Below are 22,570 nucleotides of genomic sequence, written 5' to 3'. Positions count from 1 at the left end.
AAATTACAGAACTATGTTAACCAATTCCATTCATGAAGTGTTAGAAAATGCTGCTGCAGCTATGCAGGCTTTGAAACAATACGTACCGGAGCAGAAAGCTGTTTTTCTTCGATCTGTTGCAACAGAAATAGATGCACTTGGTGATGCTTTATTGCAACAGGCCGTAACAGAAACCAATTTATCTATTGAGCGTTTACGTGGCGAACGTGCCCGAACCACCGGTCAATTGAATCTGTTTGCAGATATGTTGATGGAAGGAAGTTGGGTGGAAGCGGTAATTGATACAGCCCTACCAAACAGAACTCCGCCAAAGCCAGATTTGCGCAGAATGTTGTTTCCTATTGGCCCCATTGTTGTTTTTGGTGCCAGTAATTTTCCATTTGCCTATTCCACAGCCGGTGGCGATACGGCCAGTGCCCTGGCAGCGGGTTGCCCGGTAATTGTAAAAGCACATCCTGCACATCCGGCCACTTCACAAATGGTATTTCAGGCCATACAAACGGCCATACAAAAAAACAATATGCCCTTGTATACCGTACAACATGTAACGGATAGTTCATTTGAAGCCGGAAAGGCATTGGTGCAACATCCGCTAACGGCAGGTGTTGGTTTCACCGGTTCACTAAGTGGAGGCCGGGCTTTGTACCATTATGCTGCTGAGCGCGAAAAGCCCATTCCCGTTTTTGCAGAAATGGGTAGCATCAATCCGGTACTGTTATTGCCTGATGCCATGAAAGAAAAAGCTGCAGCTATTGCAAAAGAATATGCAGCTTCTATTGTTTTGGGTATGGGGCAGTTTTGTACCAATCCCGGTTTAATACTTTGTATTAAAAATGAACAGCTTAATATTTTTTTACAGGAATTAAGCCGTCAAATTGAAGCCTCTATACCTGCAGCCATGTTGCACCAGGGTATTCATCAGGCTTATTTTACCAAAATGGAACACGCATTGGCACAAAAAGGAGTAACGCTGGTACAGCAGAGTAAAGCTGTGTTACATGAAATGGATGCATTGCCAACTGTGGCAACAGTTACTGCTACCGTTTTTTTAAACAACCCATTATTAAAAGAAGAAGTATTTGGGCCTTATTCATTGGTAGTGCAATGTGCCGACATGCAGGAATTATTGGCTGTTTGGAAAACTGTTAGCGGGCAGCTTACCACTTCTATTATGGGTACCGAAACTGATTTTGAAAATTTGCCGGAGATAACATGGTTTGCTACAGAAATTGCAGGAAGAATTGTTTTCAATGGTGTACCTACCGGTGTTGAAGTATGTCCGGCAATGGTACATGGGGGGCCATATCCTGCCTGTACCGACAGTCGTTTCACTGCTGTTGGTATTCATGCTGTAAAACGATGGGTAAGGCCAGTGGCTTTTCAAAATGCGCCGGAATCATTATTACCGGCTGAATTAAAGAACAGTAATCCATACAAAATTTGGCGCATGGTCAATAATCAGCTTACCAAAGAGGCTATAGTTTCTTAACTGTGTGCTTATATTCATGGTGTTATTTTTTTATTGATTTGGATACATGGAATTTGCAAAAATTTTCCTTTTCGGTATTTAATATTCATAACAGGAGCTCCTTCTATATATGAAAAAAACATTTTTTTGTATTGATGCGCATACTTGCGGCAATCCGGTACGGTTAATAGCCGGAGGTGGCCCTGTTTTACAGGGAAAAAATATGAGCGAAAAACGACAGCATTTTTTGCAGGAATTTGATTGGATTAGAAAGGGTTTGATGTTTGAGCCCCGTGGACATGATATGATGAGCGGTAGCATTTTATATCCACCCCATCATCCCGAAAATGATATGGCTGTGCTGTTTATTGAAACCAGTGGCTGTTTGCCCATGTGCGGCCATGGTACCATTGGCACTGTTACCATTGCCATTCAGGAGGGATTAATTGTTCCCAAACATCCTGGGCATTTGCGTTTGGAAACGCCGGCAGGAATTGTGCCAATTGAATATACAGAAGAAAACAAAAAAGTTACCAGCGTTAAATTAACTAACGTATCCTCATTTTTGGCAGCGGAAGCCATTGCAATTGAATGTGATGGGTTGGGAAGTTTATGGGTAGATGTAGCCTATGGAGGAAATTTCTATGCAATTATTGATGTGCAGCAAAACTTCAAAGGGTTAGAAAATTATACTGCTGATCAATTAATTTATTTTGCCCGTTCCATCAAAAAAGCGGTGAATGCGCAACACCATTTTGTACATCCGGAAAATGAAACCATTAAAGGCTGCAGCCATGTGTTATTTACAGGTGCAGTATTGAATCATGATTCAACAGCCCGTAATGCAGTTGTATATGGCGAAAAGGCCATTGACCGCAGCCCTTGTGGTACCGGTACTTCTGCAAGAATGGCACAATGGTACACCAAAGGGTTATTAAAAAAGGGTGATATTTTTGTGCATGAAAGTATAATCGGCTCCATATTTAAGGGTACTATTGAAGAAGAGCTGATGATAGGGGGCAAACCTGCTATCAGGCCGGGTATTGAAGGCTGGGCAAAAGTATACGGCTATAATACCATTCAAATTGATACGGATGATGATTCTTATGCATTGGGTTTTCAGGTTTTGTAATTTTAAATAAATTAAATAAAAGCAACCATGAAAATAATTGTAATTGGCGGTGGCATTATTGGTTTAAGTAGTGCTTATTTTCTGCATCAGGCCGGGCATGAAGTAACGGTAATAGACCAAACAGATATGCTGAATAACTGTTCTTACGGCAATGCAGGATATGTATGTCCCAGTCATTTTATTCCGCTGGCAACTCCGGGTATTGTAAAACAAGGGTTGCAGTGGATGTTGAATGATACCAGTCCGTTTTATGTTCAACCCCGTTTCAGTAAATCGCTCATTGAATGGGGTTGGCAATTTATGCGAAGCGCTACACCGGAGAAGGTTGAAAAAGCTGCCGTTCCATTGCGTGATATTGCTTTATTCAGCCAGCATATCTACGAAACCTTAGCAGCACAACCCAATTTTCATTTCTCTTATGAACACAAAGGTCTGTTAGAAATTTTTCAAACCGAAAAAGGAGCTGACCACGCAAAACATACCGTTGAGAAAGCACATCAATTGGGCTTAATGGATACGGAATTGTTGGATTATAGTGCATTACAGGCCAAAGAGCCACAAACAAAAATCAATGCACTCGGCGCTATTTATTTTAAGTGCGATGCACATCTGTATCCCAATAAACTTATGGCGCAATTACTGCAATATTTAAAAAATAGCGGAGTAGCATTGTTGACAAATGAAGCAGTAAAGGGTTTTCATACGGAACATCAACAAATAAAATCTATTGTAACTGCAAAAGCAACTTATGAAGCCGATGCATATGTTTTGGCAACCGGTTCCTGGAGCCGTGAATTGGCGGCACAATTGCGTTTTTCAATTCCATTGATGCCGGGTAGGGGATATTCTGTAACGCTTGAAAATTCGCCTTACCATATTAATTATCCCGCAATTCTATTAGAAGGCAGGGCGGCATTAACACCAATGGACGGCAATAAAATTCGTTTTGGTGGTACCATGGAAATTACCACAACCTCAACACCACCTAAAATAAAACGTGTTGCCGGTTTGTTACAGGCAGTACAACGCTTTTATCCTTATTTTAAGATTCCTGTGCCACCCGTTGAGCAGATTTGGTATGGTTTCAGGCCTTGTTCTGCCGATGGGTTGCCTTATATAGGCAGGCCCAAACAATGGAAAAATTTGGTGGTTGCAACCGGTCATTCTATGTTGGGGCTCAGTTTGGGTGCCGGAACCGGTAAATTGGTAACTGAAATCATCAATGAACAAAAATCATCCATTGCGCTGGATGCATTCCGGGTAAATCGGTTCGATTAATACTGCATTTTTAAGTTTTTACTACAATGTTTCAAATATTTTATTATTGCATAACACTTGTTTTTATTGAGTTTCAACCTACTGAAAGCTTGGTTAATAAATTTTTAATCTTCAATTTAATAATCTATAAAAATGGTAGACTATATTTGCCTACTAAATTAGTAGACTAATAATTTCAATTCATGAATAAATACCCTTTCAATATGTGCAATTGTTGTTGTTGAAGCAGAAGCCGTAGCCGCATTTTATTTCAATTCATTCAAACAATTGCAAATCATGGAATCAGTAAAAATATCACCCAACCTTCAACATTTTCAAACGCAACTTCAGGGATTATCAGAATTGGAAGCACTGCAATTTTTGGCAGCTCAATTTCCGGGTAAAGTTGTTTTTTCAACCAGTTTTAGTATAGAAGATCAGGCCATTACTTATTGGATTCTAAAACATCAACTGGATATTAAAATATTTACCTTAGATACAGGAAGGCTTTTTCCTGAAACCTATTCCGTATGGGAAAGAACAAAAGAAAAGTACAATGCGCAAATAACCGCTTATTATCCTGAGGCAAACACATTGCAAAACTTTGTAACCCAAAATGGTCCCAATGCTTTTTATGCTTCGGTCGAAAACCGAAAACTATGTTGTTTCATCCGCAAAGTGGAACCCTTACAAAAGGCATTGCTGGGTAATGCAGTATGGATTACCGGTTTGCGTGCCGAACATTCGCCCGATAGAAAAGATTTACCCATGTTGGAATGGGACAGTAGTCATGCAATAATTAAATTTCATCCCATTTTACATTGGACAACTGAAACAGTCAAAACTTTCATTCAGCAACACGATGTTCCTTATAATCCTTTGCATGACAGGGGCTTTGTAAGTATTGGTTGTGCACCTTGTACCAGAGCTGTACAACCTGGTGAAGATTTTAGAGCCGGAAGATGGTGGTGGGAGGATGCCACAAAAAAAGAATGCGGTTTGCACGTACATGCTGACAATACTGTTCATCGTTAAAAAATTTTAAAGTAGTTGTTATGGAAAAATATCATTTATATCATTTAGATCATTTAGACCAATTAGAATCGGAAGCTATTCACATTTTTAGGGAAGTTGCCGGTCAGTTCGAGAAACCGGTATTATTATTTAGTGGGGGAAAGGATTCCATTACTTTAGTTCACTTGGCTTTAAGAGCATTCAGGCCGGGCAATTTTCCCTTTCCTTTATTACATATTGATACCGGACATAATTTTCCGGAAGTATTACAATTTAGAGATGCATTGGTGCATGAAATAGGTGAGCAATTAATTGTTAGAAAAGTGGAAGATACCATGCGTTCTAAAAATTTACCTGAACCTAAAGGCAAATTTGCCAGCAGAAATGCATTGCAAACCTTTACACTTTTAGATGCTATTGAAGAATTTAAGTTTGATGCATGTATTGGCGGTGCACGCCGCGATGAAGAAAAAGCACGTGCCAAAGAAAGAATTTTTTCTGTGCGGGATGAATTTGGGCAGTGGGATCCCAAACTGCAACGTCCCGAGTTATGGAATATCTATAATGGTAAAATTCATAAAGGTGAAAATGTTCGGGTATTTCCCATTAGCAATTGGACAGAGTTAGATATCTGGAATTATATAAAGCGGCATCAGATAGCACTGCCTTCTATCTATTTTGCACATCAGCGTGAAGTAATTGAGTATGAAGGACAATTGGTTGCTGTTTCGCCCTTTATTCAAATTGCAGAAGATGATTGTATTACAACAAAGCAAGTACGTTATAGAACAGTTGGGGATATGTCATGTACTGCCGCAATAGAATCAACTGCCACCAATATTGATGATATTATTGCAGAAATTATTGCCACCAAAACCAGTGAACGTGGTGAAACCAGAATTGATGACAAGGTTTCTGAAGCTGCAATGGAAGACCGTAAAAAAAATGGATATTTTTAATAATATAACCAAAAAAATAATTTATGGATATTTTGAGATTTATTACTGCAGGTAGTGTGGATGATGGCAAAAGTACATTAATTGGTCGATTGTTGTATGATAGTAAATCTATTATGATTGATCAGTTAACAGCCATTCAGCAACAAACCAAACACAAAGCATTGGGTGAGATTGATTTGGCATTATTGACAGATGGCTTAAGAGCAGAAAGAGAGCAAGGTATTACCATTGATGTGGCGTATAAATATTTTTCAACCCCTAAAAGAAAGTTCATTATTGCAGATGCACCCGGCCACGTACAGTATACCCGCAACATGGTTACCGGCGCATCGAATGCGAATTTGATTATCATTCTCATTGATGCTCGTAATGGGGTAGTAGAGCAAACCAAACGTCATTCCATCATTGCTGCATTGTTAAAAATTCCGCATGTCATTATTGCCATTAATAAAATGGATATGGTGGATTATTCAGAAGATACCTTCAATAACATTGTAATAGATTATGCCGCAGTAGCTGAGTCATTAGGATTAAACAATATTACTTATTTACCTATCAGTGCCTTGAATGGCGACAATATTGTTGAAAAATCAGAATTATTAAGCTGGTATGATGGACCGTCTTTATTATCACTTTTAGAAAATATCTCCATCCATCAGGATGTAAATTTGAACATAACCCGCTTTCCTGTTCAATATGTTATACGGCCACAAAGCCCTGAATGGCACGACTATCGCGGTTATGCAGGCAAATTAATTAGTGGAATACTCAAGCAGGGTGATGCCGTAACGGTGCTTCCGGAAGGACTCACCACCACCATCGATTATATTGAACACAATGGTAAAAAAGTGAACGAAGCTTTTGCACCACAAAGTATTGTGTTACATTTGAAAGACGATATTGATGTAAGCAGAGGAAATTTAATTGTTCCTTCACATCAGTTACCAACTGTTTCTAAAGAAATTACAACTTTAATTTGCTGGATGGATGCAAAACCATTGCAAAAAGGAAACCGTTATTGGCTTCAGATAAACAGTACAATGGTAAAATGTATGGTTAGCGAAATACAGTATGCTTTAGATGTAAATACATTGGAACAAAAAAACAATGTATCATACATTGGACTGAACGAAATTGCTAAAATTGTTTTGAAAACAGCATCACCACTGGCTTTTGATAGTTATAACACACTTAGCGCAAATGGAGGTGCTATATTAATTGATGAAGCAACCAATGTTACAGTAGGTGCCTGTATGTTACAGTAAAAAGAAAGATATAGATGAATCTATTACAAAAATGTTGTAGGAAACTTTATTGAAAACCAGATGTTGTATACAATTATGGATGAAACATTATTTTTAGAAAAGTTATATCTGCGCAACGACAAATGTTTTCAGGTTTTTCCCGATAAAGCAGCAACCGAAAGTTTTGTATCTGATTTATTTCAATTATTGTTCATTCCAAAAAATAATGGAGAGGGTGGGTTGTTGGCGATACAACGCGATTATGCAGATTTAAGGGTACGCTTTCAAAGTATGATTAAAGGATTTATTCAGGAAGAATTGCCTGCAGACGCAATTATTCGCCGCTTTTTTGAACAATTGCCGAATGTGTATGATGCATTATTAGAAGATGCGCATGCCATTTTACAATCGGATCCCGCTGCACAAACATTGGAAGAAGTATTAGTAGCCTATCCCGGTTTTTTTGCTACAGCAGTTTACCGTTTTTCGCATGTGTTATGGCATTTGAATTTAAAGATTTTAGGAAGAATGTTTACAGAGTACGCCCATAGTAAAACCGGGATTGATATTCATCCCGGTGCACAAATTGGCCATGCTTTTTCTATTGATCATGGTACCGGTGTGGTAATTGGCGAAACCAGTGTGCTGGGTAATCATGTTAAATTATATCAAGGGGTTACGCTTGGTGCGTTAAGTGTTGATAAAAAAGATGCTGCCACCAAAAGGCATCCTACTATTGAAGATAATGTTGTGATATATTCTGGTGCAACCATTTTAGGTGGTGATACCATCATTGGCCATGATAGTATTATAGGTGGCAATGTTTGGTTAACCTATAGTGTAGAGCCATATTCGGTAGTGTATCACAAAAGTGAAATTAAAGTAAGAGATAATAATCCATTTCCCGAACCACTCAATTTTGTAATTTAAATTAATACATCATATCATGAAGGCAGGCAATATATTAGCAACTATTGGAAATACACCACATGTTCAGTTAAAAAAAATTTTTGGAACCCGACATCAGGTATGGATGAAATTGGAAAGAATGAATCCGGGTGGAAGTATTAAAGACCGGATTGCATTAGCGATGATTGAAGACGCAGAAAAAAAAGGATTACTGCATCCAGATAGTATTATCGTGGAACCTACTTCCGGCAATACAGGTATTGGTCTTGCTATGGTTGCTGCTGTAAAAGGATACAAAGTTATTTTAGTAATGCCGGAAAGCATGAGTGTTGAGCGCCGGAAATTAATGGCATTATACGGAGCCGAATTTGTGTTGACGCCTCGTGAAAAAGGCATGAAGGGGGCTATAGAAAAAGCGAACGAAATGGTATATGATAATCATAGAGCCTGGATGCCCCAGCAATTCGATAATCAGGCGAATACAAAAATTCACCATCAAACTACTGCACATGAAATTGTGGCTGATTTTCCGGATGGAATTGATTATTTGATAACGGGTGTAGGTACTGGTGGACATATTACCGGTGTTGCAGAAGTTTTGAAAGAAAAATGGCCATCCATCAAAATTTTTGCTGTTGAACCTGAATTATCACCTGTCATCAGTGGTGGTGCACCGGGGCCACATCCTTTACAAGGGCTTGGCGCAGGTTTTATTCCATCTATTCTCAATGTTAAATTACTAGATGGTGCCATTAAAGTAAGTAAAGATGATGCTTTTCATTATACGCAACAATTGGCAAAGAAAGAAGGCATATTGGCAGGTATTTCTACAGGTGCATCATTAGCAGCCATTGCACAACAACTATCTGACATTCCGGAAAATAATGCAATCCTTACTTTTAATTACGATACAGGCGAACGTTATTTATCTGTTGAGGGATTGTTTTAAAAACATTTTTATCTCTAATAAGATTAGAGATAATTTTTTGATATTTTATCCTACTAAAAAAGTAGACTAATGAAAACTACATACAAAGGAAAAGTAATCATCATTGGTGCAGGACCGGGAGATCCAGACTTAATTACTATAAAAGCGGTTCAATATTTACAACAGGCCAATGTGGTATTGGTAGACAGGTTGGTAAGTGAAGCCATACTGGAACGTTATGTAAATCCACATGCAACCATCATTCCGGTAGGTAAGCAATGCCGATATGGCTTGTCCACTTCGCAGGAAACCATCAATACTTTGCTAGTGCAGTATGCAACTTCACAACCATTGGTGGTGCGATTAAAAGGAGGAGATGTGTCTTTCTTTTCGAATGTACTAGATGAATTGGAAATTTTGAAAAAATATTCCATCCCTTTTGAAATTGTTCCCGGTATTACAGCCGCTTCGGGTGCTGCAGCTTATGCAGGTATTCCATTAACAGCTCGTAATTATGCCACGGCAGTCCGCTTTTTGACTTACTATAAAACAAATTTAATTCCTGATTCCTATTGGCACGATTTGGCCAAAACAGATGATACTTTGGTTTGGTATATGTCATCTGAAACTTTAGAACCTTTAATTGAACATTTACGGCAGTCTGGTATTGATGAACATAAATGGATATCCGTTATTGAACAGGCAACTACCTCTATGCAGCAGGTGTATGGTGCTCCTGTTCGTAATTTTTTATTGCAATTTGGTTCCATGCAATTTCTTTCTCCTTCATTGGTAATTATTGGGAAAGTGGCATCATTAAGCCATCAATTCAATTGGTTTAAAAGTAGTAATCCACAACATGCGCTTTATTTTCCATCCGTTACCGGCACTGCCGAACCTTATTTACATCATGAATTAATGCAACCTTATGTTAGCCGCACCTAAACTCAAAACAATCATTGATCTGGTTCAAAGCTCCAGTAAAGAAGAGCTTATATGGATAAACGGATATATTGCCGGAATTATTCAACAGGATACAACAGAAGTGGTTACTTTACCTGCTACAAACGTTAAGCCTAAATTAACCATTGTGTATGGAACCGAAACCGGTAATGCCAAACAATTGGCCACACAGTTTGCTTCGCTGGCTAAACAAAAGAAATGTTTGGTTAAATTAATTGGATTAGATCAATATACACCTAAAGATCTTGAAAAAGAATCTCTATTGGTAGTAGTTATTAGCACTCAGGGCGATGGAGAGCCACCTGCTGCTGCACTTTCATTTTATGAATATTTGCATCAAACACAAATTAACTTAAATCATTTGCAATATGCAGTGCTTGGTTTGGGTGATAGCAGCTATCCTTTGTTTTGTAAAACGGGTGAAGATGTGGATATGCAATTGAATAGGTTAGGCGCAAAAAGAATTCATGAACTGGCCAAATGTGATGTGGATTATGAAGTGGATGCCAATAACTGGTTTAATGGGCTCATTGAAAAATTGCTAACCAACAATTTTCCAGCATCAAATAATGCAGCATCTAAAAACGTTGCAATTGTATCCAAAACAGCAAAACAAACTTATAGCGGACTGATTGATAAAAAAATAGTATTGAACGATAAAGGTTCTTGTAAACAAACATTTCATATTGAAATTGCGGCAGATTCAGTTGATTATCAGCCGGGAGATTCCATTGGTGTTTATCCTGAAAATCCTGCTCATGTTGTGGATGAAATTTTACACTTACTTCAGGTACATCCAGAAAAAAAATTTTTATATAAAGATGAGTCCTATGCTATCGATACATTGTTGAGCAAAAAATTAAATATTTTGAACTTATCTGAAAAGATAATAAAAAAATATGCAGCATTAACGGAGCAGGATATTCCTGGAACCAGAATGGATTTATTGGATCTATTAAAAATTTATCCATTAAAAACTCAATCTCAATTAGAACCATTCATAGCATTATTGCAGGCGCAATCGCCCAGATTGTATACCATTGCTTCTTCACCTATTGCAAATGAAAATGCCATTCATTTAACCATAAATCTGGAAAGATTTTATATAAATGAGGCTGAAAAAAATGGTTTGTGCTCACATTATTTATCTGAAATGCCCCTCCAATCACCCATTCATTTTTTTGTGCAAAAAAACAAACGCTTCAAATTGCCACAGGATGATGTGCCCATAATAATGATAGCGCATGGAACAGGCATTGCACCTTTTCGTTCTTTTCTTTTGCAACGCGATAATGCAGGTGCAGAAGGGAAAAACTGGTTAATTTTTGAAGAAGATAATTTCACTACTGACTTTTTATATCAAACCGAAATTCAAGATTGGTATGCAACAGGGCATATACATCAGTTACATCTTTGCTTCCAACATAATGTAATGCAACCTGCAACATTAGTAGAAAAGTTACAGCATCATGCAGCCACTTTTATACAATGGATAGAACAGGGTGCCTATGTTTTTGTAAGTGGAGAAAAAGATTTTACAGGTGCAAAACTAGATCAGGCAATTATTGACATGATTGCAACTTCAGGAAAATATTCAAATGCAGTTGCTTTTTTTCAACAGCTAAAAAATGAAGGCAGGTTTGTAAAGGAAGTATACTAATTTTTAAAAAACAAAATTGTTTGTATGTCAGATAATATTAAACTTTCCAATATCGAAAAAATTAAAATGGCAAGTCGCGGATTACGTGGTACCCTTGCTGAAAGCTTGCAGGATGAACATACGGGTGCCATTCGGGAAGATGATCAGGCCCTCATCAAATTTCATGGAATGTATCAACAGGATGATCGGGACAGAAGAGAAGAACGCGCCGAAAAAAAATTGGAACGTTTGTATACATTCATGGTTCGTTTGCGATTAACGGGTGGTTTTATGTTGCCACAGCAATGGGTGGCCATACATCATGCCGCCGGTACGTATACTACCGGTGTTATAAAAATAACCAGCAGGCAAACCATACAATTGCACGGTATTATTAAAGCCAATATTAAACCAACATTGCAGGCATTTCATCATGCTGACTTAACAACCATTGCCACTTGTGGAGATATTAACAGGAATGTATTGTGCAGTGCACATCCTGCTTATTCACCTGTGCATGAACAAGTATTTGCCATTGCAGATAAAATCTGCGCCAGGTTGCTTCCTAAAACCAAAGGATATGCAGAGATATGGCTGGATGATCAAATAATATATGAACCGGAAGCAGAAAAGGATGATTTGTACCAAGACAGATACTTGCCCCGTAAGTTTAAAATTGCCATTGCAATTCCACCGAATAATGATGTGGATGTTTTTGCAAATGATATTGGTTTAATTGCGATTATTGAAAATAATGTGCTTATAGGATTTAATATAGCCATTGGAGGCGGTCTGGCATCTACACATGGTAATTCAGATACTTATCCGCGATTAGCAACGGTGATTGGATTTGTGCAGGGCGAGGAAAATGTTTTAAAAACAGTTTATGCTGTGGCAACCATACAACGCGATTATGGTAACAGAGCTGACAGAAAATTTGCACGTTTAAAATATACCGTTGATAAATATGGTATAGATTGGTTTAAAAAGGAAATTGAGGCCAGGAGCGGATATACATTTGAAACCGAAAAACCCTATCAATTTGTAGAAAGAGCAGATCAGTTAGGATGGCATCAAAACCACGTTGGTAAATGGTATTATACTGTTTTTGTTGAAAATGGCAGAATTACAGATACCCCCCACGTTCAATTAAAAACTGCTTTATTAAAAATTGCACAGGCAGGCATTGCAAATTTTCGGTTTACCTGTAATCAAAATGTAATTATCAGCGATATTGCACCGCAACATCAGTCAAGAGTTGCATCTATCTTAACTGAATATGGTATTATCACTCAAAATGAGTCTACTTCATCTGTTAGGCAACGGTCAATGGCTTGTGTAGCATTTCCTACCTGCCCTTTAGCTCTGGCAGAAGCACAACGCTATTTACCCGATTTGTTAACTAAAATTGAATTGCTGTTAAAAAAATACGAATTAGAGCAAGAAGCGATTATTATTAGAATGACCGGTTGCCCCAATGGTTGTGCCCGTTCTTATGCAGCTGAAATAGGCTTGATAGGCACTGCATACGGTAAATACAACTTATATCTTGGTGGCGATTATGAAGGATACAGACTCAATAAACTATATCGTGAAAATTTAGAAGAAGCAACCATTCTTGTAACTTTAGATAACTGCTTCCGGCAATTTAAATTGAACCGAAAATCAGGTGAACGTTTTGGTGATTTTGCGAATAATTATTTTTTTAATACCTAAAATTTTTTGCTTTGATCAGGCAAATCATATATACTATTTCATTTTCAGGGCTTTTTTGTAGTGTTGCAGCACAATCTGTGAATACAAGTACTTCCGCTGTTTGGGCCGGTTATTTTTTTTCAGCACCCGTTTCTGAAAAATGGAAAATTTCCGGCGATATGCAGTTGCGCTCCAAATACGGATTTTCGCAATTATCGCAAATGCTCATACGATCTGGGATTGCGTATTCAATCACACCGACATGGACAATTACAGCCGGGACTGCCTATTTTAAATCTGCCGGTCAGTTACATCTTGAAAATATTTATTTAGATGAATATAGATTATGGCAGGAAAATGCTTTTCAAATTCCAATCAATCACTTCACCCTCACGAACAGAACCCGTTGGGAAGAAAGATGGTTACAAAAAAAAGCTGTAGATGGCACACAATCTTTTGCTTATGCCAACAGATGGCGAAATAAAATGGCAGTTACATTTCCTGTTTCACCAATTTATGTTGGAGAAATCGGTACTGAATGTATGTTGGTTGCCAATAAAACCAATGTTGTGGATGTGTTGAGAATTTTTTCAGGTATTTATTATATGCATCATAAAACATTGAGCTGTCAATTGCAATATATGTACCAATGCCAATATAAGTCTGTCGGTGCGTTGGATTATAGAGATAACCAACATATCATTCGATTCAATATTTATCACGAATTCCATTCAAAGCCATGAATGTCGATATTATTCAACCATATTTAGAGGTAGCTCCTGCAAATGCAAACAGTACTGAGCAGAACAATTTGTTTCCCGTATTTTTCAAATTAGAAACAATGGCTGTATTGATAGTAGGTGGTGGAAATATTGCCATGGAAAAACTGCAAAGTATTGTACAAAATGCCCCTGCTACACCTATTACAATTGTAGCTACCGAAATTAAACCGGCAATTTATGCAATTGCTGCAGTCAATACGCATATTACTATTGTACAACAGAAATATGAACCTTCTTTCTTAAAAAATCAACAATTGGTGTTTGTGGCAGTAAATAATATTGAGTTGGCTGCAACCATTCGGGCAGATGCGCATGCAATGAATTTATTGGTGAATGTAGCTGATAAACCTGCACTATGTGATTTTTATCTGGGTTCAGTGGTGCAAAAAGGTAATTTAAAAATTGCCATTTCAACCAATGGTAAATCGCCTACCATTGCAAAACGATTAAAAGAACTATTGTATGAAATAATACCGGATGACGTAGATGCCTTGCTGTATAATATGCAACACATTAGAAATCAATTAGCTGGAAATTTTGCTGATAAGGTAAAGCACCTCAATCAGCTTACACAAACATTGGTTGCAAAAAATATGCAATTGAACGATATAAAATTACAGACCCCCAAGGAAAAAAAATGGCAACAAATTGTAAAATGGTGTTTGTTTGCTTTTGTGTTTATGATACTGGGGCATACAATTCTTTCATTGATTCCTGAATTTAGCTGGCGTGTGGGCTTGCACCATCTGGTACATTTAATTGATTGGCAGGTTTTTGCAATCATGTTATTAACCGGGTTTATTGCTCAACTGGTGGATGGTTCATTAGGCATGGGGTATGGCACCATTTCTACTACTTTTCTTTTGGCTAATGGTGTTAATCCTGCTATTGTAAGTAGCAGGGTGCATGCTGCCAGAGTTTTTTCAAGTGGTGTATCAGGTTATCAGCACCATCGGTTTGGTAACATTAATAAAAAATTGTTTAAAAGTTTAGTGGTGCCGGGCATGCTTGGTGCTGTATTGGGAGCCACATTGGCAAGTATGGTGCAGCAATATGCTTTTTATATCAAAATTCCATTATCATTTTACACTTTATTTCTGGGATATCATATAATATGCAAGGCATTTGCTGCACAACGTAATGGCAATAAAGTAAAGCGTGCCGGTTGGCTGGCGGGTATTGGCGGATTTACCGATGCTTTTGCCGGCGGTGGTTGGGGAACTTTGGTAACCAGTACATTAATTTCAAAACGTAAAAATCCGCGTTATGTAATTGGTTCGGTTTGTTTGGCTGAATTTTTTGTTGTATTTGCCAGCGCACTTACTTTTTTTATTGTATTAAAACATATTCCATTGTTTGATGTAGCCGGTTTAATTATTGGGGGTGTTTTGGCAGCGCCTATAGCCGCAAAATTAGCAGGGAGGTTGCCTGTCAAAAAAATGTATGTAGCGGTTGGTATAATGGTCATGATAACCAGTATTATCACACTATGGAAGGCATTACATTTCTTTTTTATTTAGCTTTTTTTAAAAACATCTGATTGTTAAAAAAAGAAATTTTTATTAATAAAAGATAAAAAACTCCTTTGTTTCTAATTTTATATTATTTTTGTGCCCACAAACCATGAATATGTTTTCAAAAACATGTGAATACGCTATCCGGGCAATTTTATATATTGCACAAAAGTCTAAACACGGCATAAAGGTTAGTATTAAAGATATTGCTAAAGGCATTGGCTCTCCGGAATATTTTTTAGGGAAAATATTACAAGACTTAAGCAGAAAGGGTTTAATACAATCTTTAAAAGGCCCAACTGGCGGGTTTTATTTAGATGAAAGTAATTTACAATATACACTGGCCGATGTTGTGAAAGCAATAGATGGCGATAAAATTTTTAACGGATGCGGATTAGGCTTAAAACAATGTTCTGAAAAATTGCCATGTCCCATTCATAACGATTTTAAGAAAATACGCGCTGAAATTTTTGAGTTATTGCAACGTGCCAGACTGGGTGAGTTTAATGAATTGTTGGAAAAAAAGCTGGCCGTTTTAAAAAGATAATTTTTTTGCTTTAATAAAAGATAAAAACCTCTTAATATATTTTTATGTTGAAAAAATTTAGACTATTTCTAATTGGTGCAATATTGCTGTTGGTTGCTTTTCCTTTGAACCATGTATTTGCACAGGATGGTATACCCAGTTCATTTAGTTTTCAATCCATTACAGGAATCATGCTCATCATTATTACATTATTAATTCTGGTATTACTGGCAGCCTTTGTACTTCAGTTAAAAGTAAAGGAAATGAATAAAGAACAACTTCAGTCTGATCAGGAAAATATTGAACAAAACATATCCACTTATATCAGTCGGTTTACAGCTGAGCAAATTGATCAATATTTTTTATGGAAGCAAAAAAGAAAGCGTAACAATCATCAAAATGAAAATAGTGGGGTGGGTACTGCAGGAAAGACGTTCTTGTTCTTAGTGTTCCTGTTTTTTGCACAGCAATTATTGGCGCAGGGCCCGGCTCAAACTGTAACCGGAGAGGCCGGAATTGTCATCACCACAATTCTAATTTTAACACCCATTTTATTGGGGATTATTATTATGATTGTAAAAGTGATGAATGTTTTAAAGCGATATCGAAATAATTTAAAAATTAAAGAAGCTGAAAAACTGGCGGAGTATCTGCAGCAAAAAGATGATGTGAATTTAGATGCAGCATTGATGCAAAGAAAAGCTGCTTTAGATTTTTCACTTCATAATAATGAATTATCAGGCAATGCCCCGCCGTTCGATAAACGTGGATTGATACAAACTGATCCTGATCAGACTGAATTGCCGATTGCCGCAGCAAAGAAACGTGCTTTGAAACGCCCCAATATTGACCCTGCTTTATCTAAATTGGTATTATGGTATATTGGTTGTGCCGCTTTTTGGCTAATTTTTGGAACAACAATAGGGGAGTACATCGGAATAAAATTTGTAGCACCAGATGCAGATCATATCAGTTGGTTAAGTTTCGGGCGTTTAAGACCTGTTCACACCAATTCGGTATTTTGGGGATGGGCTTCTTTAGGTATGTTGGGTTTAGGATACTATATTGTTCCAAAAGTGAGTAATGCACCATTAGCCAGTTTTAAAAAAGGATGGTATACGCTCTATTTCATTAATGCTGCAGTTATTTTAGGTTCAGTCTGTTTAATGGCTGGCATTAATAATGCCGGTGGCGAGTATCGTGAATATATTTGGCCGGTAATGGCATTGTTCGGAATAGGATTGGTGTTAACCCTCATTAATTTTTTACAAACTATTGCCAGGCGCACCACCAAAGAAATTTATATTTCTAACTGGTACATTGTTTCCGGTATTATGTTTGGGTTGGTCATTGCATTGGTTGCCTATCTTCCTTTTTGGCAGGATGCATTAGGCGAAACCATCATACAAGGTTATTATATGCACCAGGGCGTGGGTATGTGGTTTATGCTGTTTACTTTAGGTATTGTGTATTATTTTTTGCCACAACAACTGAATAGACCCATCTATTCTTATAGCCTTGGTATATTGGCTTTTTGGACTCAGATTTTATTTTATACGTTAATTGGCACACACCATTTTGTTTTCAGTGCTATACCCTGGTGGTTGCAAACTGTTGCTATAGTGGGTAGTGCAGGTATGGCCATTCCGGTAATTGCAGGTACCACCAACTTTCTAATGACATTTAAAGGAGCATGGTATAAGGTATCTGATAGTTATACTTTGCCTTTCTTTCTGGTAGGCATCATCTTTTATTTTTCGGGTTCTATGCAGGGAACGGCCGAGGCTTTTCGTTCTTCTAACCTAATCTGGCATTTTACCGATTTTACTGTTGCACATTCACATTTAACCATGTATGGTATCATTTCTTTTTTTCTTTGGGCAGGTATTTATGCAGTTGTACCGCGACTAACAGGAAAAGAGGCGCCACAGCTTACCATTGGTGCACATTTCTGGTTTGCTTTGGTGGGGTTATTATTTTATACCATACCATTAATGATTGGGGCTACATTAAAAGGGAATATGTGGATAGAAGGGAAACCATTTATTGATTCGGTAGTCATGATGGCGCCTTATTGGTTGTGGAGGGCTATTGGCGGAAGTTTAATGTGGTTTTCACATCTGCTGTTTGCGTACAACTTATATAAAATGTTTTCAGGAAATGTTGAATTGAATGTAACGGAGGTGGCCTTGGAAAAGTTAGTTGTAAACAATTCAAGTGAAAGTGGAGCACAAGCAATTATTTAATTTATTTAACAATTATGGAACTGTTTGATAATCATAAGAAGTTATTTTCAGCTGCGGCTTTATTCTTTATTGGCCTTACAATATTGGTTGCTATTTTGCCGGCCTGGCGCAATCAATACAACAATGCCCCATTGCCTAATGCCACGCCGATGTCTGAAGATGCCATTAAAGGCAAAGAAGTATTTATTTCAAACGGATGTGTTGCCTGCCATACACAACAGGTACGAAACATTGCTATGGATAAAGTTTGGGGTGAACGCCCCAGTATTGCTGCTGATTATGCAGGAATACATCGCCAGAGTATTTGGGTAAATACTGCTACTTTAATGGGTACTGAACGAACCGGGCCCGATTTAACCAATATTGGCTTACGCCAGCCCAGCAAAGAATGGAATCTGGTGCATTTGTATAATCCAAGAATTGTAGTAAAAGAATCTGTAATGCCTGCTTATTCCTGGTTATTTGAAATAAAAGAACAACCCGCTAAAAATGATGTAGTGGTTAATGTTCCGGATGCTTTTTTATATGGCCAAAAAGGGAAGGTGGTAGCTATGCCCAAAGCTTTACAATTGGTGGCTTATCTCGAATCATTAAAACAGACTAAATTACCCGATGGAAGCCCTTCTCCCGATTTTTTATACAAGCAACAAGTGGCTGCATCTGAAGCAAAAACAGGTACCAGTACCGGCGCTACCGTATTGAATGGAGAAGCCTTGTATACAGCCAATTGCCAAAGTTGCCATCAGGCTAACGGTGAGGGATTGCTCGGCGCTTTTCCTGCATTGAAGGGAAGTAAAGTAGTGCTGGATGATAATGCTGCCTTAATGGTCAATATTATTATGAATGGTTACACAGGAAGGGAAAAAGAGGGATTTGGCCCAATGCCTGCAGTGGGTACCAATAATAATCTTTCTGCAGATGAAATAGCTGCCATCATGAATCATGAAAAAACAAGCTGGGGTAATAATGCCAAAACCGTAACTGCCGACGAGGTGAAAAAATTAATGGATTTGGTAAAAGATTCTGCTACTGAAAATAAATAATAATAAAAATTTATTTGTTATGATAAAAAAAATATTTTTCGCAATTCTGCTTCTCCTCAATTTTACCGGTAAGGTATGGGCATGCGCTGCCTGTGAGGAACAGCAGCCCGCATTTTTAAAAGGAATTACCCATGGCCCGGGCCCGGATGGTAATTGGGATTATTTCATTGTAAGCATTGCTATGATAATTGTGTTGGCTACATTGTATTACTCGGTAAAATGGTTAATTAAACCGGGAGAAACCAATGCCAATCATATTAAACAAACGATATTTAAGAAAGATGGATTTTGAAACATTTGTTATTGTTGAAATTAAAAATGTTTAGTATCTATTGCAACCAATTTATATTATTTTAAACGCATGATTCATGAAAGATAAAAGCACTATTACGGTATTCCTTGATGATGAAGTGCAGCCCATTTCAACTTTTGAATCGCCTGTACGGTTTGAACTGGATACCAGAAAACTGGTAGATGGGGATCACGTACTTCGTATTGTAAGTAAAGATCCTACAGGTAAGGAGGGTATACGAATTATTCCCTTTGTTGTACGGAATGGCCCCGCCATTGAAGTAGAAGGAATTAAGGAAAATGCGGTAGTAGATGGTATTTTACCCTTAATGATTAATGCCTATGGAAAAGGAAATCAAAAAGAATTTTTAATTGTGGGCAGCGAATCTCCCAAAAGTATACCATCATGGGTATGGGTAATCACCATCTCATTTATTGCCTGGGCAATATTTTATTTGGCACGTTACTTAACAATTCGGCAATAAACCACATTAAAAAAAATTACAATAATAAAAGGCAAAAAGGTATTTTAATAACTACACAATGCACACCAAAAAAGACATAGTAACATTTCAGGATATTCAAGTTTTAGTAAATAGTTTTTACGATAAGGTTCAAAAAGATGAACTATTGGCACCCATTTTTAACAACGTTATTCAAAACCATTGGTCCGAACATTTAGAAAAGATGTATCGCTTTTGGGAAACAGTTCTGTTGGATGCAAATACTTATTTCGGTGCACCATTTTTACCGCATGCCAACCTGCCGGTGCGGTGCAGCACGAACATTTTGAGCATTGGATAGCATTATTTATGGAAACTATTGATACTCATTTTGAAGGAATAAAAGCAGACGAAGCTAAGTGGCGGGCAGGTAAAATGGCTGTTATGTTTGAAAGCAAGATCAATTATCTATCTAAAAACACATTAAAGCCTTTAATGTAATGTTTCAGAAGTGTATGCATTACGCAAATTCGAGATTGAAACAGTTAAAATATTTAAAATGACTAAGTTAAACGATATGATGGTATCTGCTGCACTGATTTGGATTGGTTTTACCGGAGCCATCAGTTTTATGGAGGCCTGGATTAAATTTAAGGCGCCGGGGGTAACACTTCCTATTGGTTTAGGGATTGGACGATTGGTTTTTAGCGCACTTAATAAAGTGGAATGGGCGCTGGCTTTCATTATTGCCGTTGTATTCATTTATCAGTTCGTTGCAGTAAACGAAAACAATTTACATGCTATAATCGACCTGTGTTTCACTTTTGTTATTGTACTGGTTATTTTAGTTTTAGAAACTTTTTGGTTATTGCCAAAATTAGATAAAAGGGCTTCTGCTATTATTGCCAGCAATAGTTTACCCGCTTCATCACTTCATATTTATTTCATTGGTGCCGAATGCATTAAAATTGGTTTGTTGATTTATTTCTCCATTCAGGTTTTTCTTTTTAAACATCCATAATTATTCATTTTTAAAAAACACAACTATGAGTACTATTCAAACTTTAGATGTAACACAAATACCACCCAAGTTAAAACATCCCACCATTTTTCAGAATTTTGATGCACTCAATGCAGGAGAGGCGTTTTTAATTTTAAATGATCATGATCCCAAACCGCTCTATTATCAGTTATTAGGCGAAAGAGGTAATATTTTTACCTGGGATTATTTGGAAGCCGGCCCGCAATGGTGGCAGGTTAAAATAGCCAAAAAGCCTGCTGCTGCACCATCAGATACCGTAGGCGCCATTGCAGCAAAAGACCTGCGTAAAGCAGAAGTATTTAAAAAAATGGGAATTGATTTTTGTTGTGGTGGGAATAAAACAATTCATGAAGCTGCTGCCGAGGCCGGTGTAGCTGAAGCAGATGTAAAAGCTGCTTTAGAGGCCGTTGAAAATCAAACCCAAAAAGCATCGCAGGATTTTAATAGTTGGGAAATTGATTTTTTGACCGATTATATTGTACAAACGCATCACCGTTATGTAAAAGATGCATCCGCTATTATAGACCAGTTAGCCGATAAAGTTGCCCAACAGCATGGTACTAATCATCCTGAGCTGTTTGAACTTTCTCAAAAAACACATGCTTTTTTAAGTGATATGAATAGCCACATGTTAAAGGAAGAAAAAATTTTATTCCCTCAAATTAAATTATTGGTTCAGAAAAAAAGAGATCATCAAAATGTAACCGTTTCCGATGGTTTAATTTCTGCAGCCATAAAAATGATGATTACAGAACATGAAGTGTCCGGTAAAGATTTAAAGTTTTTCAGAAAATTAACCAATGAGTATTCACTTCCCGCAGATGCCTGCAACAGCTATGCTTATTTGTTTGATAAAATGAAGGAATTTGAATCTGATCTGCTATTACACATTCATTTAGAAAATAATATTCTTTTTCCAAAAGCATTGGCATTAGAACAAGCTTAATTTATTTAACCATTTAAAGTGATGCTATATGACAAATAAACCTATTCAACGAAAAAGTATTTAGTGCCATTGTCTAAAGAGCATCACTTTGTTCTTTTGTTTTGCTGAAAATTAAAAGAGGGCATAAAGAACCATACTTCAGTTGAACGTCTTGCAAAGTATATTGATTATTTCTGGAAACCCATCTTAAACTTCATTTTAGTGAAGAGGAAATTACATTGTTTAGTCATATTTCAATGCCTGAAATTAAGTTTGCTTATCAGCACCATAAAAATATTGAAATGCAAATTGAACAATGTTTAAGTCCAACGAAAACATCATTTCAACACATCAAAAGTCTTGTTGAAATGATTGAACAACATACCCGATTTGAAGAAAGAATTTTATTTCCTTTAATTGAACAACAAATGAATGAAACTGATTGGGCAAATGCAGGCATTAAATTGGCTTCGTTCCTTAATGCGCATTCAGAAGATGGTTATGCAGATGTTTTCTGGCTGAAGCAAAAATGATAGTTGCTAACAAGCAT

The 22,570-nt window shown here is 37.3% G+C and carries 22 protein-coding genes; all 22 read left to right on the top strand.

Going from position 1 to position 22,570, the window contains the following annotated elements:
* The first annotated feature begins 13 nt into the window (after positions 1-13).
* Positions 14-1,489 (top strand): aldehyde dehydrogenase (NADP(+)), encoded by a 1,476-nt coding sequence (locus A0F92_RS03815; RefSeq protein WP_068241871.1) that lies wholly within the window; start codon positions 14-16, stop codon positions 1,487-1,489.
* A gap of 109 nt (positions 1,490-1,598) precedes the next feature.
* Complete coding sequence (locus tag A0F92_RS03810) at positions 1,599-2,600, top strand: 4-hydroxyproline epimerase (RefSeq protein ID WP_068241869.1); 1,002 nt, start codon at positions 1,599-1,601, stop codon at positions 2,598-2,600.
* A 27-nt stretch (positions 2,601-2,627) separates the two neighbouring features.
* On the top strand, positions 2,628-3,878 hold the full coding sequence (locus A0F92_RS03805) for an NAD(P)/FAD-dependent oxidoreductase (RefSeq protein WP_068241867.1): 1,251 nt from the start codon (positions 2,628-2,630) through the stop codon (positions 3,876-3,878).
* 276 nt (positions 3,879-4,154) lie between these two features.
* Complete coding sequence (locus A0F92_RS03800) at positions 4,155-4,892, top strand: phosphoadenylyl-sulfate reductase (RefSeq protein ID WP_068241864.1); 738 nt, start codon at positions 4,155-4,157, stop codon at positions 4,890-4,892.
* A 20-nt stretch (positions 4,893-4,912) separates the two neighbouring features.
* A complete protein-coding gene (gene cysD, locus A0F92_RS03795) occupies positions 4,913-5,830 on the top strand; it encodes a sulfate adenylyltransferase subunit CysD (RefSeq protein ID WP_068241862.1) in 918 nt (305 codons plus the stop codon).
* Positions 5,831-5,853: 23 nt separating this feature from the next.
* Complete coding sequence (locus tag A0F92_RS03790; protein WP_068241860.1) at positions 5,854-7,095, top strand: sulfate adenylyltransferase subunit 1; 1,242 nt, start codon at positions 5,854-5,856, stop codon at positions 7,093-7,095.
* A gap of 60 nt (positions 7,096-7,155) precedes the next feature.
* On the top strand, positions 7,156-8,004 hold the full coding sequence (locus A0F92_RS03785; RefSeq protein ID WP_253810120.1) for a serine O-acetyltransferase: 849 nt from the start codon (positions 7,156-7,158) through the stop codon (positions 8,002-8,004).
* A gap of 16 nt (positions 8,005-8,020) precedes the next feature.
* Entirely contained in the window at positions 8,021-8,932 is a 912-nt protein-coding gene (cysK, locus tag A0F92_RS03780) for a cysteine synthase A (RefSeq protein WP_068241858.1), read from the top strand.
* Positions 8,933-9,001: 69 nt separating this feature from the next.
* Complete coding sequence (gene cobA, locus A0F92_RS03775; RefSeq protein ID WP_068241856.1) at positions 9,002-9,856, top strand: uroporphyrinogen-III C-methyltransferase; 855 nt, start codon at positions 9,002-9,004, stop codon at positions 9,854-9,856.
* Entirely contained in the window at positions 9,840-11,534 is a 1,695-nt protein-coding gene (locus tag A0F92_RS03770) for a diflavin oxidoreductase (RefSeq protein WP_068241855.1), read from the top strand. The genes cobA and A0F92_RS03770 overlap by 17 nt, the downstream gene beginning before the upstream one ends.
* A gap of 24 nt (positions 11,535-11,558) precedes the next feature.
* Positions 11,559-13,229: an NADPH-dependent assimilatory sulfite reductase hemoprotein subunit gene (locus tag A0F92_RS03765; protein WP_068241853.1), complete on the top strand. Its 1,671-nt coding sequence runs from the start codon at positions 11,559-11,561 to the stop codon at positions 13,227-13,229.
* A gap of 11 nt (positions 13,230-13,240) precedes the next feature.
* Positions 13,241-13,951 carry a DUF2490 domain-containing protein gene (locus A0F92_RS03760; protein WP_068241850.1) on the top strand — a complete coding sequence of 237 codons (711 nt, stop codon included), beginning with the start codon at positions 13,241-13,243 and terminating at the stop codon, positions 13,949-13,951.
* Complete coding sequence (locus A0F92_RS03755) at positions 13,948-15,510, top strand: TSUP family transporter (protein WP_262490028.1); 1,563 nt, start codon at positions 13,948-13,950, stop codon at positions 15,508-15,510. The genes A0F92_RS03760 and A0F92_RS03755 overlap by 4 nt, the downstream gene beginning before the upstream one ends.
* A gap of 109 nt (positions 15,511-15,619) precedes the next feature.
* Positions 15,620-16,051, top strand: a complete 432-nt coding sequence (locus A0F92_RS03750; protein ID WP_068241978.1) for an RrF2 family transcriptional regulator — start codon at positions 15,620-15,622, stop codon at positions 16,049-16,051.
* Between the two features lie 44 nt (positions 16,052-16,095).
* Positions 16,096-18,276 (top strand): cbb3-type cytochrome c oxidase subunit I, encoded by a 2,181-nt coding sequence (locus A0F92_RS03745; protein WP_068241848.1) that lies wholly within the window; start codon positions 16,096-16,098, stop codon positions 18,274-18,276.
* 14 nt (positions 18,277-18,290) lie between these two features.
* Complete coding sequence (locus A0F92_RS03740; RefSeq protein ID WP_068241847.1) at positions 18,291-19,319, top strand: cbb3-type cytochrome c oxidase subunit II; 1,029 nt, start codon at positions 18,291-18,293, stop codon at positions 19,317-19,319.
* A gap of 19 nt (positions 19,320-19,338) precedes the next feature.
* A complete protein-coding gene (locus A0F92_RS03735; RefSeq protein ID WP_068241844.1) occupies positions 19,339-19,611 on the top strand; it encodes a hypothetical protein in 273 nt (90 codons plus the stop codon).
* Between the two features lie 76 nt (positions 19,612-19,687).
* Positions 19,688-20,095: a cytochrome C gene (locus A0F92_RS03730; RefSeq protein WP_068241842.1), complete on the top strand. Its 408-nt coding sequence runs from the start codon at positions 19,688-19,690 to the stop codon at positions 20,093-20,095.
* A 180-nt stretch (positions 20,096-20,275) separates the two neighbouring features.
* The gene (locus A0F92_RS03725) at positions 20,276-20,554 is read left to right on the top strand and encodes a globin family protein (RefSeq protein WP_253810118.1); all 279 of its coding nucleotides are present in this window, start codon (positions 20,276-20,278) and stop codon (positions 20,552-20,554) included.
* 58 nt (positions 20,555-20,612) lie between these two features.
* Positions 20,613-21,074 (top strand): hypothetical protein, encoded by a 462-nt coding sequence (locus A0F92_RS03720; protein WP_068241840.1) that lies wholly within the window; start codon positions 20,613-20,615, stop codon positions 21,072-21,074.
* A 25-nt stretch (positions 21,075-21,099) separates the two neighbouring features.
* Positions 21,100-22,041 (top strand): iron-sulfur cluster repair di-iron protein, encoded by a 942-nt coding sequence (ric, locus tag A0F92_RS03715; RefSeq protein ID WP_068241838.1) that lies wholly within the window; start codon positions 21,100-21,102, stop codon positions 22,039-22,041.
* Positions 22,042-22,277: 236 nt separating this feature from the next.
* The gene (locus A0F92_RS03710; RefSeq protein ID WP_068241836.1) at positions 22,278-22,553 is read left to right on the top strand and encodes a hypothetical protein; all 276 of its coding nucleotides are present in this window, start codon (positions 22,278-22,280) and stop codon (positions 22,551-22,553) included.
* The last annotated feature ends 17 nt before the right edge of the window (positions 22,554-22,570 follow it).

Source organism: Hydrotalea flava, assembly GCF_001623405.1.
Classification (GTDB): domain Bacteria; phylum Bacteroidota; class Bacteroidia; order Chitinophagales; family Chitinophagaceae; genus Hydrotalea; species Hydrotalea flava.
This window is presented reverse-complemented; position numbering and strand designations above follow the sequence as displayed.

Excerpts from the sequence above, each read along its gene's own strand:
- A0F92_RS03815 (WP_068241871.1), top strand. The coding sequence starts at position 14 with ATGTTAACCAATTCCATTCATGAAGTGTTAGAAAATGCTGCTGCAGCT.
- A0F92_RS03810 (WP_068241869.1), top strand. The coding sequence starts at position 1,599 with ATGAAAAAAACATTTTTTTGTATTGATGCGCATACTTGCGGCAATCCG.
- A0F92_RS03805 (WP_068241867.1), top strand. The coding sequence starts at position 2,628 with ATGAAAATAATTGTAATTGGCGGTGGCATTATTGGTTTAAGTAGTGCT.
- A0F92_RS03800 (WP_068241864.1), top strand. The coding sequence starts at position 4,155 with ATGGAATCAGTAAAAATATCACCCAACCTTCAACATTTTCAAACGCAA.
- cysD (WP_068241862.1), top strand. The coding sequence starts at position 4,913 with ATGGAAAAATATCATTTATATCATTTAGATCATTTAGACCAATTAGAA.
- A0F92_RS03790 (WP_068241860.1), top strand. The coding sequence starts at position 5,854 with ATGGATATTTTGAGATTTATTACTGCAGGTAGTGTGGATGATGGCAAA.
- A0F92_RS03785 (WP_253810120.1), top strand. The coding sequence starts at position 7,156 with ATGTTGTATACAATTATGGATGAAACATTATTTTTAGAAAAGTTATAT.
- cysK (WP_068241858.1), top strand. The coding sequence starts at position 8,021 with ATGAAGGCAGGCAATATATTAGCAACTATTGGAAATACACCACATGTT.
- cobA (WP_068241856.1), top strand. The coding sequence starts at position 9,002 with ATGAAAACTACATACAAAGGAAAAGTAATCATCATTGGTGCAGGACCG.
- A0F92_RS03770 (WP_068241855.1), top strand. The coding sequence starts at position 9,840 with ATGTTAGCCGCACCTAAACTCAAAACAATCATTGATCTGGTTCAAAGC.
- A0F92_RS03765 (WP_068241853.1), top strand. The coding sequence starts at position 11,559 with ATGTCAGATAATATTAAACTTTCCAATATCGAAAAAATTAAAATGGCA.
- A0F92_RS03755 (WP_262490028.1), top strand. The coding sequence starts at position 13,948 with ATGAATGTCGATATTATTCAACCATATTTAGAGGTAGCTCCTGCAAAT.
- A0F92_RS03750 (WP_068241978.1), top strand. The coding sequence starts at position 15,620 with ATGTTTTCAAAAACATGTGAATACGCTATCCGGGCAATTTTATATATT.
- A0F92_RS03745 (WP_068241848.1), top strand. The coding sequence starts at position 16,096 with ATGTTGAAAAAATTTAGACTATTTCTAATTGGTGCAATATTGCTGTTG.
- A0F92_RS03740 (WP_068241847.1), top strand. The coding sequence starts at position 18,291 with ATGGAACTGTTTGATAATCATAAGAAGTTATTTTCAGCTGCGGCTTTA.
- A0F92_RS03735 (WP_068241844.1), top strand. The coding sequence starts at position 19,339 with ATGATAAAAAAAATATTTTTCGCAATTCTGCTTCTCCTCAATTTTACC.
- A0F92_RS03730 (WP_068241842.1), top strand. The coding sequence starts at position 19,688 with ATGAAAGATAAAAGCACTATTACGGTATTCCTTGATGATGAAGTGCAG.
- A0F92_RS03720 (WP_068241840.1), top strand. The coding sequence starts at position 20,613 with ATGACTAAGTTAAACGATATGATGGTATCTGCTGCACTGATTTGGATT.
- ric (WP_068241838.1), top strand. The coding sequence starts at position 21,100 with ATGAGTACTATTCAAACTTTAGATGTAACACAAATACCACCCAAGTTA.
- A0F92_RS03710 (WP_068241836.1), top strand. The coding sequence starts at position 22,278 with ATGCCTGAAATTAAGTTTGCTTATCAGCACCATAAAAATATTGAAATG.